The organism is Bacillus sp. ISL-47, from assembly GCF_018613175.1.
Classification (GTDB): Bacteria; Bacillota; Bacilli; order Bacillales; family Cytobacillaceae; genus Cytobacillus.
Genome location: NZ_JAGGQS010000078.1, coordinates 1 through 15461, shown reverse-complemented (window position 1 = coordinate 15461; position 15461 = coordinate 1). Strand labels below are relative to the sequence as shown.

Genomic DNA, 15461 nt, shown 5'->3' with positions numbered 1-15461 from the left:
ATAACGGAAACGGAGTGGAAAAAATGAATCAAAAGATTTTGCCTGCTTCTTCAAACATGAAAGAGTTTGAAAAATTCCTGAAGTGCCCATATGAAATTGGGGTTTTTCTCGACATTCATATCTCTCAGCTAAAGCATGTTTCACAGATGGCAATAGAACATCAAAAAAAAATGATCTATCATGTGGATCTGATCCACGGAATTAAGAGTGATGATTATGCAACTGAATATATATGCCAGGAATTTAAGCCATACGGGTTGATTTCCACGAAGTCCAGTGTCATTCTAAAGGCAAAGCAAAAAGGAGTTGTCGCGGTCCAGAGAATTTTCCTGATTGATTCACATGCTCTTGAGAAGAGCTATAAGCTGTTAGAAAAAACAAGACCTGATTATATAGAAGTTTTGCCGGGAGCAATGCCTTGGATGATAAAAGAAGTGAATGAACGCTTGAATACGCCAATTTTTGCAGGCGGTCTAATCCGTTCAAAAGAAGAAGTATTAAATGCTCTTGATGCGGGAGCTGCAGCGATTACTACCTCTAAGGTGGAACTATGGGAAATTTTCTCATAAAATAATTTTAAAAATAAATTTGATGTGCAATTGACAACGTTTTCATAGGCTTGTATACTCTATTTAACAAGTTAATTCACGTGTCGGAGATTAGGAGATTCACACAGTTTAGCCTTTCAGGGTTTATTCTGTCGTGGATCTCCTTTTTTATTTTTCGATGCAACATTAGGGAAAGGGGATTTTAAGATGTCTGCTTTTATGGGAGAAGTAATTGGAACAATGATCTTGATTCTTTTTGGAGGAGGCGTTGTAGCGGGAGCGAATTTAAAAAAGACCTTCTCATTTAATGGGGGATGGATTGTCATCACCATTGCATGGGGGCTAGCGGTAACTATGGGTGTTTTTGCTGTCGGATCCATTAGCGGTGCTCATTTAAATCCGGCTGTAACAATTGGTTTAGCGCTTAATGGCGACTTTCCTTGGGCGGATGTGCCTGGCTATATAATTGCCCAGCTGATTGGCGGCTTTTTAGGAGGCGTTCTCGTTTTCCTGCATTACCTGCCGCATTGGAAAGAAACCGAAGACCAGGGTGCGAAGCTTGCTGTCTTTTCTACAAGCCCTGCGATTCCGCATACATTTTCAAATCTATTAAGTGAAATCATTGGTACTTTTATTCTAGTATTAGGCTTGCTGTTTATAGGAGCTAATCAATTTACTGAAGGATTAAACCCAATTGCAGTTGGTCTTCTTATAGTCGTTATCGGGATGTCCCTTGGGGGAACTACAGGTTATGCAATCAATCCGGCTCGTGATCTAGGCCCTCGCATTGCCCACTTCCTGCTGCCGATTCCGGGTAAGGGGAAGTCAAATTGGGGATATGCATGGGTACCCGTCGCCGGTCCAGTCCTTGGAGGTTCACTTGGCTCTGTGTTCTACCAATTTATGTTCGCAGGCAAAACTTCCGGAATGTTATGGGGAGTGATTGCTGTTAATATAATAGTATTAATTCTTTCATATACTTTAGGAAAAAAGCAGCCAGCAGAAACGGATACTTCGAAAGTGGCGGCATAAAACATATTATTTAAAATAATTGGGGGAGCGTTATAATGGAAAAGTATATTTTATCTTTAGATCAGGGAACTACAAGTTCACGTGCCATTCTGTTTAATAAAAAAGGTGAAATTGTGCATACTGCTCAAAAAGAATTCACTCAGCATTTTCCAAAGCCGGGCTGGGTAGAGCATAACGCGAATGAGATATGGGGCTCAATATTATCTGTTATTGCTGGTGTCCTTTCAGAATCTGGAGTCAAACCTGAACAAATTGCCGGCATCGGGATCACAAACCAGCGTGAAACAACCGTTGTCTGGGATAAGGAAACAGGTGCTCCAGTTTATAATGCTATCGTATGGCAATCGCGGCAAACAAGCAGCATTTGTGATGATTTAAAGGAAAAAGGATATAATGATCTATTCCGGAAAAAAACAGGACTTCTAATTGATGCTTACTTTTCTGGAACGAAAGTAAAGTGGATCTTGGAACATGTAGAAGGAGCGCGTGAAAGAGCTGAACAGGGGAAATTATTATTCGGAACAATTGATACTTGGCTGATTTGGAAGCTATCTGGCGGTAAGGCGCATGTAACTGATTATTCCAATGCTTCCCGCACGCTTATGTTTAATATTTATGATTTACAATGGGATGAAGAGCTGCTTGAAATTTTAGGAGTTCCTAAGTCAATGCTTCCTGAGGTAAAGCCTTCCTCGGAATTATATGCCCATACGGTTGATTATCATTTCTTTGGGAAGGAAATCCCGATTGCAGGAGCAGCGGGAGACCAGCAGGCCGCATTATTCGGTCAAGCGTGCTTTGAAAAAGGGATGGCCAAAAACACATACGGAACAGGCTGTTTTATGCTTATGAATACGGGCGAAAAAGCAGTCCGTTCGGAACATGGCCTTTTAACTACCATTGCATGGGGCCTTAACGGAAATATTGAATATGCGCTTGAAGGCAGTATTTTTGTTGCGGGATCTGCTATTCAATGGCTCCGAGATGGAATGCGAATGCTTAAGGATGCAAAAGACAGCGAAAGCTATGCGAAGAAAGTGGACTCCACTGAGGGTGTGTACGTTGTGCCTGCTTTTGTGGGCCTGGGGACACCGTACTGGGATAGTGATGTACGCGGTGCGGTATTCGGAGTGACTCGCGGGACGTCCAAAGAGCATTTTATTCGCGCCACTCTGGAATCCCTTGCTTATCAGACGAAGGATGTTTTATCTGCTATGGAGGCGGATTCAGGCATTGAGCTAAGAACTCTCCGTGTAGATGGTGGAGCAGTTAAGAATAATTTCTTAATGGACTTCCAGTCGGATATATTAAATGTTCCTGTTGAAAGACCGAATATTAATGAAACAACAGCCCTGGGAGCAGCTTACCTTGCTGGCTTGGCTGTCGGTTATTGGAATTCCCAGGAGGAAATTTCTGAACAATGGGCAATTGACAAATCATTTAATCCATCAATGGAAGAGGAAGTCCGTAATGTCCTTTATGGAGGATGGAAAAAAGCAGTCAAGGCCGCGATCGCTTTTAAATAAAAGTACTCAAATAGACTTCTTTATGTTATAATGAAATCAAGTTAATAGTTCGGCAGGAGATGCGGAGAGACCACAAGATCATTATCGGCTAATCGATAATGTATTTTGTGGTCTCTTTTTTATTCCCTGCAAATAAAGGGTAGTAAGAATACAGGCTAGCCTTTCATTAAGGAGGAGACAGCAATGACATTTTCAAATTTAAATCGTAATGAAATGATAAATAAACTGACTTCTGAAAAATTCGATGTCCTGATCATTGGAGGGGGCATCACAGGAGCCGGAATAGCCCTTGATGCAGCAACGCGGGGAATGAAGACAGCACTTGTGGAAATGCAGGATTTTGCAGCAGGGACTTCCAGCCGCTCTACCAAATTGGTACATGGCGGTTTAAGATATCTAAAACAATTTGAAGTAAAAATGGTTGCGGAAGTTGGTAAAGAGCGTGCTATCGTCTATGAAAACGGACCGCATGTAACCACACCGGAATGGATGCTGCTACCAATGCATAAGGGCGGTACTTTTGGCAAATTCAGCACCTCGATTGGCTTAAGAGTGTACGACTTTTTGGCAGGAGTTAAAAAATCTGAACGCAGAAGCATGCTATCTGTGCATGAAACACTGGCTAAAGAACCGCTTGTTAAAAAAGAAGGATTAAAAGGCGGCGGTTATTATGTGGAATATCGGACAGATGATGCGCGGTTAACGATTGAAGTGATGAAAGCTGCTGCTGAAAAGGGGGCCGTGCCTGTTAACTATCTGAAAGTTGAAAAGCTGCTATATGACGAAAAGGGTAAAGTGTGCGGTGTCGAGGCTGTAGATCAGCTTACAGGCAAGCAGCATGAACTAAAAGCAAAGAAAGTCATCAATGCAGCTGGTCCCTGGGTTGACTCCATCCGTGAGAAAGATGGTTCCAGGAGTGGCAAAACATTGCGGTTGACAAAGGGGGTTCACCTTGTAATTGACCAATTGAAATTCCCTTTAAAACAGGCAGTGTATTTTGATACACCTGATAAAAGGATGGTTTTTGCCATACCAAGAGATGGAAAAGCCTATGTGGGCACAACGGATACTTTTTATGATTCAGACCCTGTTAACCCGAAAATGACGACAAGTGACAGAACGTACATCATAAACGCTATCAATTTTATGTTTCCTTCTGTAAAAGTTACAGAAAATGATATTGAATCCAGCTGGGCTGGAGTACGTCCGCTTATTTGGGAGGAGGGAAAGGACCCTTCTGAAATTTCCCGCAAGGATGAAATTTGGGAATCAGAAACAGGACTGCTGACAATCGCAGGAGGCAAACTAACGGGGTATCGTAAAATGGCCGAGACCATTGTCGATCTGCTTGCAGACAAATTCAAACAGGAATTTAAGCAGACTTACACGAGCAGTGTAACGAAGAATCTGCCTATTTCCGGCGGGAACGTTGGGGGCTCAGGTAAATTTAAAGAATTTATTGGTTTCCAGATAGATAAAGGGATAGCTATAGGCTTAACAAAAGAAGAGTCCTCTCACCTCGTTAAAATGTACGGTTCAAATGTACCTATTATTTTTAAAATGATTGAGGAAAAAGGAAGTGATGCAAAGAAGTTTGGACTGCCAACTGTATTATGGGCAAAGCTGAAATATGCCGTTGACCATGAAATGGCAGCAACGCCTGTCGATTTCTTTAATCGCAGAACAGGTGCTCTTCTCTTTGACATCGAAACCGTAAGAACCTATCAAGATAAGGTTATAGAATATATGGCCGATGCCTTCATATGGGATTCATCAGAAAAAAAGAATTTTGAACAACAGCTAAATCAGGAAATCCGATTTGCTGCGATTCCCGCAGATCAAAATTAAAAATTCTCCTTTTAGGGGAGTTTTTTCTTTGGCTCTGGTAAGTTTATTGTTGTTTTTTTTGTGCACCTCGTTGATTGAGCGGAATGCAAGAGCTCCAATCAACCAACTTATTTATCCATGTTTTTATTCCCAAATCTATTTAAAAACAATAATCTTTTTTGAAGAGAGCTTTCTTTAAAGTAGAATATTCTTTAACAAACTGGACATTCCAAGGGCATACTATAGACTAGATATGTTGTGGAGGTGGCCTATGCATAATGTTTTGATGTTTGTTGATTCGGGAGTCGATGATTCACTTGCGCTGATGTATGCACTCCAGCATCCCGAAATTAATGTTGTTGGTGTAGTAAGTGCTTACGGAAACATCACGAAAGAGCAATCCATCAACAACACTGCCTATTTAATTAAACTCGCCGGCCGGGAAGACATTCCTATCATTGCAGGGGCCAGTGGGCCACTGTCTGGGGAGACAGCTGTTTTCTATCCTGAAATTCATGGGGAGGAAGGGCTTGGACCAATACAGCCGCCAGAGGATTTTGAGGGCTTGGAAGTTTTTGATATCAATAAAGTTATTCAGATTGTGAATGAATATAAAAATAATCTTGTAATTGTAGGGTTGGGAAGACAAACAGATCTGGCTTTGCCGCTTATACTTTATGGAAAGGATGCGTATAAGGACGTTAATGCGCTTTATTTAATGGGTGGCGCATTTCTTGTACCTGGAAATGTCACAGCAGAGGCTGAGGCAAATTTTTATGCAGATCCGATTGCAGCAAATTCAGTCATGGAAAAGGCAGAAAACATATATCTTTTTCCTTTAAACGTGACTAATAAAGCCATCATACGTCCAGAAACCATCGATTTTTTGGCAAATAATACCCAGTCTCCCTTTAAAGAGTTAATCAAGCCTGCATATGATTATTACTATGAAGCTTATAAAAAATTAGTTCCTGGAATAGAGGGTGCTCCGCTGCATGACGTTTTGGTGTTAAGTGTGCTAACAAAACCTGATTTGGTAAAGTATATACCTCGAAGGGTAACGGTTGAGCTTTTTGGAAGAGCAAAAGGCAAAAGTATGGCAGACTTTAGGCCAAAACCTGACGAGGAACCACCTGAAACACTTGATAACATCGCGATGGAACTAGATTTGGAAAGGTTTGTGATTGATTTTATGGAGGTGTTCCTTTCCCAAGCCAATACGGACAATGGCCTTTAACTTAACTATGTTAAGGGCTTTTTTTTTCTTATGAAGGAATTAGCCACTTTGTATAGAAATAGTATGGAAAACATTTGCAAAGAAGGAGAACTCTTAATGCAAGACATACTTGTTCTGGGCGGTACACAATTTTTTGGAAAAAGGCTTGTTGAAAAGCTGCTACGTAAAGAGAAGAATGTAACAATAGCTACCCGAGGACTTACAAAAGATTCATTCGGTGACAGTGTGGAACGCTTGACTATTGACAGGGGAAATAAGGAATCACAGCTTGATGCTTTTTCGGGGAGGAAATGGGATTTGGTGTATGATCAATCATGTTTTTCCCCACAGGAAGCGAAGGACACTGCAGAGGCTTTAGATGGAAAGGTGGCGCATTATATATTTACATCCTCAATGGCTGTCTATGATTTTGGGACAAATCATAAAGAAGGAGATTTTAAGCCCGAAAAATATTCTATTACATATAAACCAAGAAATGAATATAAGGGGTACGAAGGATACCAGGAAGCAAAGCGTGCTGCAGAAGCAGTACTATTACGTCAACAAGGGTTTAAAACATCTTTCATAAGATTTCCGATTGTAATCGGAAAAGATGATTATACAAACCGCCTCAAGTTTCATGTTGATAAAGTCAAGAATAGGGAGCCAATCGGAATTCATGATATTGAAGCGCGGTATAGCTTTATATTATCAGGTGAAGCAGCAGATTTTTTATACAGGATTGGTGAGACGGCTTACACCGGGGCGTTTAATCCAGGTAGCGAAGGAGATCTCTCGTTAAATGAGCTCTTAAATAAAATTGAAAACATTACACTTAGAAAAGCATTTGTAACGGATAAAATCGATTCAAATAATGCTTCACCATATGCTTTGCCGGGTTCTTGGTCGATTAGTACAGAAAGGGTGAAAAGCTTGGGATTTACTTTTTCTGATTTGCATGAAACACTTGATAATCTAATCCGGTTTTACTTAATAGAGCAAGAAAAATAAAGAATGTACAGTAAGACCTCCTGGAGGTCTACTGCCATCTATTAAATCCTAAAAAGCGAGTACCCTGAAATCTTATTAATCGCCCTCAGAAAGCTGCCCGTATTCCTTTCTGCTTACATGGAACTCCATACGGTCACCACTGTCCACTTCGAAAGTAATGAAGTAACGAGTAGAGGTATGGTGGTGTACATGCTCTCCGTTGCTATGGGCATTCCTGTTCACCTGAGTCGTTTTGCTTTTATTGTGACCGAGACATCGAGCACAGGCTGGTTATTATTCTCACTCCATTGTTTAATGCCACGAAAAATCTGAAAAAAGATGAAGGTTAAAATAGTAATGAAGAATAAGGGGAACAGAAATTCTGCGATAGAAAACATATCAAAGAAACCATAGCCCAAACTTGTTCACCCCTTCCATTAGGTTTGTTATCAATTTTTACGAAAGAAAATCCATTTAGTTTCCAATAAAACCAACAGAAGAAAATGGAGGCTCTTACCATTGCTGAAAAATAAAAAAATAAGCCCAATTATTTCCATAATCGGCATAATTTTTGCCATAGCCATTGCATACAGCCTTCTTGTGTATTTAAACAATGAGCAGAATACTGCGGATGAGCAAAATAGTTCCAAAACAGCAGAAATGGCAGCACAGGACTTGATGTACGGTGATTTAGGGGATTTTATTGCCACGAACCATACCTATTATAATGAAACACTAGGCTGGGGCAGGGACCGTTTTGTCAGCTGGTCTAAACAGCGGAAACAAGCTGATTTAATATCAAGCGCGTTAAACAGCCTTTCAGCTGAGAATCAAGATTTGCAGCATGACTTGGATACAATAGGCAATTTGGCGGAAGCAATCGGGAGCGGCTCCAAGGATAAGGAAAATCTCATTAAGCTGCATCGCTTTTTTCATGATCTGGATATTGATTATAATGATTATAAAGATACAACTGATTATTTTGATGTAACTGAATACAAAGGGGAAGATTAGCAAGCCGTAACCGTTTAGATCATTAAATAGGTGACAAGTTTTTATCTTGACAGAGAAAAGATTATGAGGTAGTATAGGTATTGAAGTATTTGAGGTACAATTTTGAAGTCGTGAATTCACGTGAGTGTAGGCGCCTTTGCTCCTTCATTTTGTGTGGAAGTCCGGCTTTTTGTTATGTTTAATGCTCTTTAGGATTTTAAAAGAGTAGGCATGTGTTTGTAATTAAGAAATAATTTGTGTGGACGGCTTTATGCCGAATTTCTTCTTAATCATCTTCTATAAACCAGACACTTCTCCGTTTTTTTACTTCAGTAAGTTTCTTACCATTTTATTTGAAATCTCAGAGAGCATCGATTCGGATCATACCGATATACCTGATTCCCGCTGGCGCGGTCAAGGAGCCGCAAGGATGGAAGAGAGGAAGGGCTTTCATTGTTTTAGGTAATAATTAATAACTCAAATATATCAATATAAAGGACAGCATTTCTTGTGCTGTCCTTATTTATTCACTTTTTTTGGCTGTTTTCTAAATGGTTGTTGTTTTAAATAGATTATGTGAAAAACTGACAAATAAGGGTTGGTTGATTGGAGCGGAAGGTGCGAGACTCCAGCGGGAGGAGTGGGACAGGTGAGACCCCACAGGCGCTGAGCGCCGAGGCACCGCCCGCCCCGCGTTCGCTGAGCATCCTGGAGCGAAATCAACCTCGCCTCACTACTTGTTTATAAAGCAACAAAGTTTGCGAAAAACAGCTTTTTTGTGAAAACACGAACATTTAGCTTAAAAAAACTTGAAACATATGTATTTTGTGGTATGATGGCATTATTAGAATAAGTAAGCCAAATCGCAGTGACTGACGACAATGCGGAATTAACCGCTGGGGAGCTGCGTCTATGTATAGCCGGTCGTCTGGGCAGAGATAAGGGATTCCCTTGTCTCTTTTTTCATAAATAAATGGAGAAGCCCGTCAGCCTTACAATGCGCTTTTCCGTATCTGGAGGGAAATACATGGAAAATAAGCTTATACTTGATGGAATCGTTGTAGCAAATCATGTGAAGGAACAACTGAAAGGTAGAATCGCCGAATTAAGGTTGCTCGATGTACAGCCGTGCCTGGCAACCATTCTGGTGGGGGATGATCCTTCATCGGAAACGTATGTTAAAATGAAAGGCAATGCCTGTGAAAAGCTCGGAATTATTTCAAAGCGTATTCACCTCTCAAAGGATATTGCAACGGATGATCTTCTTCAGACAATAACGGAATTAAATGAAGACCCGTCAGTACATGGAATTCTTCTGCAGCATCCAGTGCCTGGTCATATTGATGAACGGAAAGCATTCGAAGCGATTACTATTGAAAAAGATGTTGATGGTGTTACTAGTTTGGGATACGGACAAACCGCCTTCGGATTTGGCGAATACCCTTCCTGTACACCGGCGGCCATTTTAGAGATTATGGACTATTACAAGCTTGGTGCAGATGGGCTGCATGCGGTTGTTGTGGGCAGAAGCCCGATTTTGGGAAAGCCTGTCTCTGCCCTTCTTCTTAATCGCAATGCTACTGTGACAACATGCCATTCACACACCCGAAACTTGCCGCAAATCCTTCAGCAAGCTGATATCGTTGTAGCTGCGGTTGGCAAGCCCAATTTCATAAAAGGCGAGTGGATCAAGGAAGGCGCTATAGTTCTTGATGCAGGCTATAATAAAGGAAACATAGGCGACGTTGAATACACGAGCTGCCACCAGAAAGCTTTTGCTATTACTCCTGTTCCAGGAGGAGTAGGGCCGGTTACCATTTCCATGCTTTTAAAGCATACAGTTCAGGCTGCTGAAAAAGGGATAAAAAAGAAGGAAGGCGCAAATAGTCAATTTGTCACTATTTGAAAATGATTGCTAAAAAGATTGACTTATGACTATGTGTCGTTTATTATTAGGTTAACGCTGTAAAGTTCGTTATATACTTTTTGGATAAGTCGTAGCTGCAAAGAAATGTAGGCGATCGTTCATCCTCATTTCTTGTGGCTGCGACTTTTTATGTTTAAGTTTATATGGTACATTATAGTGAAAAACAATTTTTCAGGAGGCAACACAAATGAACACAGGTAAAGTAAAATGGTTTAATGCAGAAAAAGGTTTTGGATTCATCGAATCTTCAGAAGGTCAAGATGTATTCGTACACTTCTCCGCTATCCAAACTGAAGGTTTTAAAACTTTAGAAGAAGGTCAAGACGTAACTTTCGAAATCGTTGAAGGTAACCGTGGACCTCAAGCTGCTAACGTAACAAAAGCATAATCTTGCTTAAAATGAGGTGATGCATGTCTAATCATGCATCACCTTTTTACGTTATTTTACTCATCCACTTTGTAGTCTGCATGCATTCCTCAAAACAGATTCTTCCCATCTAACTGCTTTTTAGGAATAAAATATTTTTCATTTCTTCTATATAATTTACTTCACTTACAAAATAAAGTTTAAAATTAGTACATTTGGAAATGTAAAAAAGAGATACAAACTGGAAAGCCTAGTAACGTAGTGAACGTCATCAAAATTAAATGTTACAGTCTTTTTAAAAAGGCTTTAGTACAAGGAGGAAAATTTATTTTGACAACTTTTTCAGATTTCGGTTTAAGTAATGAAATAGTAAAAGCCCTTTCCAATATGGGGTTTGAAGAACCAACACCAATACAGGCACAAGCGATTCCTATCGGTATGCAGGGCAAGGATATGATCGGACAGGCGCAAACCGGTACAGGAAAGACAACTGCATTTGGAGTACCTCTTTTAGAACAAATCGACATTAATGAAGGCATTCAGGGCCTAGTGCTAGCTCCAACGCGTGAGCTTGCTGTCCAGGTAGCCGAAGAATTAAATCGCATTGGACAGGTAAAAGGGGTTAGAACCCTTCCGATATATGGCGGACAGGATATTAATCGCCAAATTCGAGCTCTAAAAAAACACCCGCAAATCATTGCAGCAACACCTGGAAGGCTAATTGACCACATTGAAAGAAAAACAATCCGTTTAAGTAACATTAAAATGGTTGTTTTGGATGAAGCAGATGAAATGCTTAATATGGGTTTCATTGAGGATATTGAACGAATCCTTAGTGAAATTAAAGGTGAGCGCCAAACCCTTCTTTTCTCTGCTACAATGCCAAGGAGAATTCAGTCTCTTGCTGAAAAATTCATGCAGGAACCTGAAATGGTTAAAGTAAAAGCAAAAGAAATGACTGTAAAAAATATTGAACAATATTATATGGAAGTGCATGAAAAGCAAAAATTTGATGTGCTTTGCAACCTTTTGGATATTCAATCTCCGGAATTGGCGATTGTGTTTGGCAGAACAAAAAAACGGGTAGACGAAGTAGTAGAAGGTCTTATTAAAAGGGGATATTCAGCCGAAGGAATTCATGGAGATATTCCTCAGGCAAAGCGTGACCAGGTTATCCGCCGTTTTAAAGAGCAGACAATCGAGATTATGGTTGCGACAGACGTTGCTGCCCGTGGATTGGATATTTCCGGTGTTTCCCATGTTTACAACTTTGATATCCCGCAGGATCCAGAAAGTTACGTTCACCGTATCGGTCGTACCGGACGTGCTGGAAACAAAGGGCTGGCTATTACTTTCGTTTCACCAAGAGAGACGGATCATTTGAAAATTATAGAAAGTGTAACAAAAAGTAAAATGACCAAAAAGCCGGTACCATCATTCAAGGATGTGGTTGAAGGCAACCAGCAGGCTACCATCAACAAATTAATGGAAGTTATTGATAAAGGTGAACATGCGGACTTTAAGAGAGCTGCAGAAACGCTTCTTGAGGATACCGATTCTGTTACGATGCTGGCAGCTGCATTAAAATTACTGACAAAGGGTCCTGATGTGACACCTGTTAAATTGACTGCTGTTGAACCTATCCGTGTGAGAAAGCCTAAAGGCGGCGGTGACCGCGGCGGAAGAAGATTTGGCGACAGATCCAGAACCGGCAGCAGGGATCGAAGAGATTTTAAAGGCGGAAGAGACAGACGCAGCAAAAATCGCAGCAAATAATATGAAGATGTTTTCAAAAAGAGTGCAAAAGGTACTTACATCTTTTTTTAAAGGACTTTTTGAACATCCTATTATAAAATCTGATTAATTTACCCATATTAGTAAATGCAGGGTAAAATTCATCCTGTGAGTTATAGATATTAGGAGGAAATAAAATGGCAACAGGTAAAGTAAAATGGTTTAATGCAGAAAAAGGTTTTGGTTTTATTGAAGTTGAAGGCGGAGAAGATGTATTTGTTCATTACTCTGCAATCCAAACAGAAGGCTTTAAATCCCTTGATGAAGGCCAAGAAGTTAACTTTGACATAGAGCAGGGCCAACGTGGACCTCAAGCTGTTAATGTAACAAAGTTATAATGCTAATAAAGGAGCCCCTTGCTAATAAGGGGCTCCTTTATTTTTTTTTTGAAATAGAGGCAGGCTAACTAAACAATGGGAAAGTTAAGGAGGAGGAGCACCCATAAAAATTATAATTGTGTCGGATACCCATATGCCTAAAAAAGCAAAGAAGCTCCCGAGTGTGCTTATGCGGGAATTAAATGGCTGCGATTTAATTATTCATGCCGGAGATTGGCAGACTATTGATGTATATCATGAATTTAAGACCTTTGCCCCTGTTGAAGGCGTATATGGGAATACCGATAGCGAAGAGATATGCGGACTTTTTAGAGAAAGCCTGCTGCTTGAGATAAAAGGCTATAAAATTGGGGTCGTTCATGGACATGGGCAGGGAAAAACCACGGAAAAAAGGAGTATCGCGGCTTTTGGCAATGAGAGAGTGGATTGCATAATATTTGGGCATTCGCATATTCCGGTCAATAAAGATGAAAGTGGACTTACCCTATTTAATCCGGGTTCGCCCACAGATAAGCGCAGACAGCCGCAATATTCATTTGGCATTATGGAAATAGAAGATAAAATGCACCTCAGGCATATCTTTTACGATTCAAAAGTTTGAAAAGGGAAACTTTAGGCCCTTTTTCCGGACTGCTAAAGTTTATTCAGGTTGTATTCATAATAATCCTGGGTGCCGTATGGCTCAAATCCGCATGATTTGTACAAGCCCAGTGCATGCTCGTTTTCAGCTGCTACTTCTAGATGCACCCTTTCAATCCCTTTGTTTTGTTCATTCAAAACAATTTGTGAAAGTGCGCTTCTGCCGATTCCATTTCCCTGCAGAGAGGGTTCGATGGCGAAACCATAAATCCAAGTTGCATCATCAACTTTTTGAATCCTTATTTTCCCAGCCTCTTTCCCAACGTATTCAACGATAAAGGTTGGTTCATTTTCTCCAGCCCAAATTTCTTTATTAAAAGCTATTGCCTCCTGCTCGGGGATATTAAAGCAGACAGAATCCAGGTAACTGATGAATTTGAGGTCGCTATCAACTGCATTTCGCAAAGTTACTTGTGGATTTACTTCTGCTAATACCTTGGTTGCCTGGCGTTTCATTTGGTATTCAGAAAACGAGTAAGTGCAGGGCCAGGATTTTAATAAGCTTTTTGCAGATCGAGAGTTGGCTGGAGCATTTATAAGCAACTTGGTGGCTTTTTCCAGCGAATTCCTTGCCTCCTTGAACAGTTTGCTGAAAATACCCTTTTGCCTGTGATCAGGGTGAACCATTCCGCATAATTCCATAGGCCCTCCGAAAGTGTAGAGAGCGAGATAACCGAGTAATTTACCATTATCATCATATTGGAAAAAGTCATTTTGCTGCCCATCAGGCCTGTTTCGCAAGCTATCCCAATTTAGCTTTAACTCAATATTTTCTTTCGCTTCGCATATTTGCTGCAGAGATCTAATATCTTCTAATTGTTTATTTGCCAGCACATCTTTCTGCCTCCCTGGAATTAATCTGACTAAGTTACTTCTTACATATCATATAGGAAAAAATTACAAACGAATAGACCTAAATTGGGTTACTGCCTTTTAGAGAGGGTAATAATAGGAATATAATATTCTTTATGTTAGCATGGGATGAGTAGAGGGGGAGAATCCATGAAAACTTTTACTGTAAATTTCCACAATGAAGATCAGGTGCAGCCTATGCATGTTCAAAAACTAAGTGAAAAAGACTTTGAGCAATACACTGAGGGCGGAACGAGGCATTTATTTGAGTTGGATACCAACATTGGCTATTTTATTTTTTTTGATGGCCTTGATAATGATGGCCAAGAATCTTACATGGTTTTGCAATATGAAGAAGACCAGGACGAGCCGAGTGCTTGCTATGCTTTTGAATTAAAAGACTTTTATCAATTTACAGCACTTCACCTGAATGATTTGGATTTTAATGAGGAAAATGATCAGAATGAGGATGAAGAGTTGTATACACCTATTCAACATTTAGCCCACTTAATGTACCACATTTCAGAAGAAGGAAAGAAAATCGAGGTATAATATACATATAAAAAGAGCAGGGAAAAAACCCTGCTCTTTTTATTCAGCTTGAGATATGTTTTCGCTGCAAAAATGGGACACTACTTTCTCCTCTTCTTCATCCAACGCGAATTCTAAAACCTTTCCTGTCTGGTTTTCGAGAAAGTGATAATTTAGAATCTTTTCGTCCTCCTGTTTTTTAAAGAAAAGAACTCTTAATTTAATGCCGTTTTCTGAATACAATTCGTCTTCTTCATCCACATCGATATCTAAAAAGAATTCATAACGGTCACCCGAGAGGATGCCTGTCGGATCTTTTATGTACTCAACTGAATATCCTGTAATGTTCATGGCCTCCATCCTTTCCTACATAAACATAACCTGCCGTACAAGTCATTATACACTTTTCCCAGAAGAGGATGATAGTATTTACTCTGTTTGTTAATTTGAGTATAATTATGGTTTTATTATAAAACTAACTAAAAAGTATATCTTTTTGACAGGTTAACCTATATATGTTATACTATTTTTAGTTAAAAGAATATAATATTGCCCGTAAACACTTGTTATATAGAGCTGGTATTTTTGTCCCCTTTATATAGCAAGTGATTTTTATTTTGGGTATAGGGTCTTACTCATTGGGAGGTGCCTGAATATGGCAATGGGATTTGGCAGAAAGAATATGGAAGAAATTAAGGTTGAGGAAGTTAAGGTTTGGGAATGTTCATCAGAATCTTGTAACTGCTGGGTGAGAGACAATTTTAAAAGCAGCCAAGTACCTATCTGTCCAATTTGCAAAAGTGAAATGAACGAGACGACAAAAGAATTACAGGTCGTTAACAATAACAGCATCTTCTCTAAATAATCGAGTAGGAGGGGGT

General features: G+C 40.0%; 18 protein-coding genes and 1 riboswitch. Of the genes, 14 read left to right on the top strand and 4 right to left on the bottom strand.

Annotated elements, in window-relative coordinates; genetic code table 11:
• Positions 1–23: 23 nt before the first annotated feature.
• The 6 genes from J7I93_RS23075 (at position 24) to J7I93_RS23050 (ending at position 7160) form a co-directional block, all read left to right on the top strand.
• Positions 24–569 carry a glycerol-3-phosphate responsive antiterminator gene (locus J7I93_RS23075; RefSeq protein WP_251025970.1) on the top strand — a complete coding sequence of 182 codons (546 nt, stop codon included), beginning with the start codon at positions 24–26 and terminating at the stop codon, positions 567–569.
• A 186-nt stretch (positions 570–755) separates the two neighbouring features.
• On the top strand, positions 756–1580 hold the full coding sequence (locus tag J7I93_RS23070) for an MIP/aquaporin family protein (protein ID WP_214728939.1): 825 nt from the start codon (positions 756–758) through the stop codon (positions 1578–1580).
• A gap of 35 nt (positions 1581–1615) precedes the next feature.
• On the top strand, positions 1616–3106 hold the full coding sequence (gene glpK, locus J7I93_RS23065) for a glycerol kinase GlpK (RefSeq protein WP_214728937.1): 1491 nt from the start codon (positions 1616–1618) through the stop codon (positions 3104–3106).
• A 183-nt stretch (positions 3107–3289) separates the two neighbouring features.
• On the top strand, positions 3290–4954 hold the full coding sequence (locus J7I93_RS23060) for a glycerol-3-phosphate dehydrogenase/oxidase (protein WP_214728935.1): 1665 nt from the start codon (positions 3290–3292) through the stop codon (positions 4952–4954).
• A gap of 250 nt (positions 4955–5204) precedes the next feature.
• Positions 5205–6170, top strand: coding sequence for a nucleoside hydrolase (locus J7I93_RS23055; protein ID WP_214728933.1), 966 nt, complete (start codon positions 5205–5207; stop codon positions 6168–6170).
• Between the two features lie 96 nt (positions 6171–6266).
• Positions 6267–7160: an NAD-dependent epimerase/dehydratase family protein gene (locus J7I93_RS23050; protein WP_214728931.1), complete on the top strand. Its 894-nt coding sequence runs from the start codon at positions 6267–6269 to the stop codon at positions 7158–7160.
• Between the two features lie 75 nt (positions 7161–7235).
• Here J7I93_RS23050 and J7I93_RS25655 read toward each other — a convergent pair whose 3' ends face one another.
• On the bottom strand, positions 7236–7382 hold the full coding sequence (locus J7I93_RS25655) for a DUF2500 domain-containing protein (RefSeq protein ID WP_214988753.1): 147 nt from the start codon (positions 7380–7382) through the stop codon (positions 7236–7238).
• A complete protein-coding gene (locus J7I93_RS25650; protein ID WP_483297149.1) occupies positions 7379–7537 on the bottom strand; it encodes a DUF2500 family protein in 159 nt (52 codons plus the stop codon). The genes J7I93_RS25655 and J7I93_RS25650 overlap by 4 nt, the downstream gene beginning before the upstream one ends.
• Positions 7538–7658: 121 nt before the next feature.
• Between J7I93_RS25650 and J7I93_RS23035 the strand changes: the two genes are divergently transcribed.
• The 6 genes from J7I93_RS23035 (at position 7659) to J7I93_RS23010 (ending at position 13159) form a co-directional block, all read left to right on the top strand.
• Positions 7659–8153, top strand: a complete 495-nt coding sequence (locus J7I93_RS23035) for a hypothetical protein (RefSeq protein WP_214728927.1) — start codon at positions 7659–7661, stop codon at positions 8151–8153.
• An 837-nt stretch (positions 8154–8990) separates the two neighbouring features.
• Positions 8991–9073: riboswitch (ZMP/ZTP riboswitch) on the top strand.
• 86 nt (positions 9074–9159) lie between these two features.
• The gene (locus J7I93_RS23030) at positions 9160–10038 is read left to right on the top strand and encodes a bifunctional 5,10-methylenetetrahydrofolate dehydrogenase/5,10-methenyltetrahydrofolate cyclohydrolase (RefSeq protein WP_214728925.1); all 879 of its coding nucleotides are present in this window, start codon (positions 9160–9162) and stop codon (positions 10036–10038) included.
• A 208-nt stretch (positions 10039–10246) separates the two neighbouring features.
• Positions 10247–10447, top strand: coding sequence for a cold-shock protein (locus tag J7I93_RS23025; protein WP_009332508.1), 201 nt, complete (start codon positions 10247–10249; stop codon positions 10445–10447).
• A gap of 309 nt (positions 10448–10756) precedes the next feature.
• The gene (gene cshA / locus J7I93_RS23020) at positions 10757–12202 is read left to right on the top strand and encodes a degradosome RNA helicase CshA (RefSeq protein WP_214728923.1); all 1446 of its coding nucleotides are present in this window, start codon (positions 10757–10759) and stop codon (positions 12200–12202) included.
• Between the two features lie 155 nt (positions 12203–12357).
• Positions 12358–12558, top strand: coding sequence for a cold-shock protein (locus tag J7I93_RS23015; RefSeq protein WP_110064024.1), 201 nt, complete (start codon positions 12358–12360; stop codon positions 12556–12558).
• 103 nt (positions 12559–12661) lie between these two features.
• Complete coding sequence (locus J7I93_RS23010; RefSeq protein ID WP_214729025.1) at positions 12662–13159, top strand: metallophosphoesterase family protein; 498 nt, start codon at positions 12662–12664, stop codon at positions 13157–13159.
• A gap of 32 nt (positions 13160–13191) precedes the next feature.
• On the opposite strand, the gene J7I93_RS23005 is transcribed toward J7I93_RS23010, so the two are convergent.
• Positions 13192–14031, bottom strand: coding sequence for a GNAT family N-acetyltransferase (locus J7I93_RS23005; protein WP_214728921.1), 840 nt, complete (start codon positions 14029–14031; stop codon positions 13192–13194).
• A gap of 168 nt (positions 14032–14199) precedes the next feature.
• Here J7I93_RS23005 and J7I93_RS23000 point away from each other — a divergent pair, with 168 nt between their 5' ends.
• Entirely contained in the window at positions 14200–14601 is a 402-nt protein-coding gene (locus J7I93_RS23000) for a cytosolic protein (RefSeq protein ID WP_214728919.1), read from the top strand.
• A gap of 39 nt (positions 14602–14640) precedes the next feature.
• Here the strand turns inward: J7I93_RS23000 and J7I93_RS22995 are convergent, their stop codons facing one another.
• Positions 14641–14931 carry a DUF6509 family protein gene (locus J7I93_RS22995; protein ID WP_214728917.1) on the bottom strand — a complete coding sequence of 97 codons (291 nt, stop codon included), beginning with the start codon at positions 14929–14931 and terminating at the stop codon, positions 14641–14643.
• A 304-nt stretch (positions 14932–15235) separates the two neighbouring features.
• Between J7I93_RS22995 and J7I93_RS22990 the strand changes: the two genes are divergently transcribed.
• The gene (locus J7I93_RS22990; RefSeq protein WP_144541951.1) at positions 15236–15445 is read left to right on the top strand and encodes a cold-shock protein; all 210 of its coding nucleotides are present in this window, start codon (positions 15236–15238) and stop codon (positions 15443–15445) included.
• The last annotated feature ends 16 nt before the right edge of the window (positions 15446–15461 follow it).

What these genes read in the sequence shown, in the direction of transcription:
- J7I93_RS23075 (WP_251025970.1), top strand. Translation starts at nt 24, where the DNA reads ATGAATCAAAAGATTTTGCCTGCTTCTTCAAACATGAAAGAGTTTGAA.
- J7I93_RS23070 (WP_214728939.1), top strand. Translation starts at nt 756, where the DNA reads ATGTCTGCTTTTATGGGAGAAGTAATTGGAACAATGATCTTGATTCTT.
- glpK (WP_214728937.1), top strand. Translation starts at nt 1,616, where the DNA reads ATGGAAAAGTATATTTTATCTTTAGATCAGGGAACTACAAGTTCACGT.
- J7I93_RS23060 (WP_214728935.1), top strand. Translation starts at nt 3,290, where the DNA reads ATGACATTTTCAAATTTAAATCGTAATGAAATGATAAATAAACTGACT.
- J7I93_RS23055 (WP_214728933.1), top strand. Translation starts at nt 5,205, where the DNA reads ATGCATAATGTTTTGATGTTTGTTGATTCGGGAGTCGATGATTCACTT.
- J7I93_RS23050 (WP_214728931.1), top strand. Translation starts at nt 6,267, where the DNA reads ATGCAAGACATACTTGTTCTGGGCGGTACACAATTTTTTGGAAAAAGG.
- J7I93_RS25650 (WP_483297149.1), bottom strand. Translation starts at nt 7,537, where the DNA reads ATGTTTTCTATCGCAGAATTTCTGTTCCCCTTATTCTTCATTACTATT.
- J7I93_RS23030 (WP_214728925.1), top strand. Translation starts at nt 9,160, where the DNA reads ATGGAAAATAAGCTTATACTTGATGGAATCGTTGTAGCAAATCATGTG.
- J7I93_RS23025 (WP_009332508.1), top strand. Translation starts at nt 10,247, where the DNA reads ATGAACACAGGTAAAGTAAAATGGTTTAATGCAGAAAAAGGTTTTGGA.
- J7I93_RS23015 (WP_110064024.1), top strand. Translation starts at nt 12,358, where the DNA reads ATGGCAACAGGTAAAGTAAAATGGTTTAATGCAGAAAAAGGTTTTGGT.
- J7I93_RS23000 (WP_214728919.1), top strand. Translation starts at nt 14,200, where the DNA reads ATGAAAACTTTTACTGTAAATTTCCACAATGAAGATCAGGTGCAGCCT.
- J7I93_RS22995 (WP_214728917.1), bottom strand. Translation starts at nt 14,931, where the DNA reads ATGAACATTACAGGATATTCAGTTGAGTACATAAAAGATCCGACAGGC.
- J7I93_RS22990 (WP_144541951.1), top strand. Translation starts at nt 15,236, where the DNA reads ATGGCAATGGGATTTGGCAGAAAGAATATGGAAGAAATTAAGGTTGAG.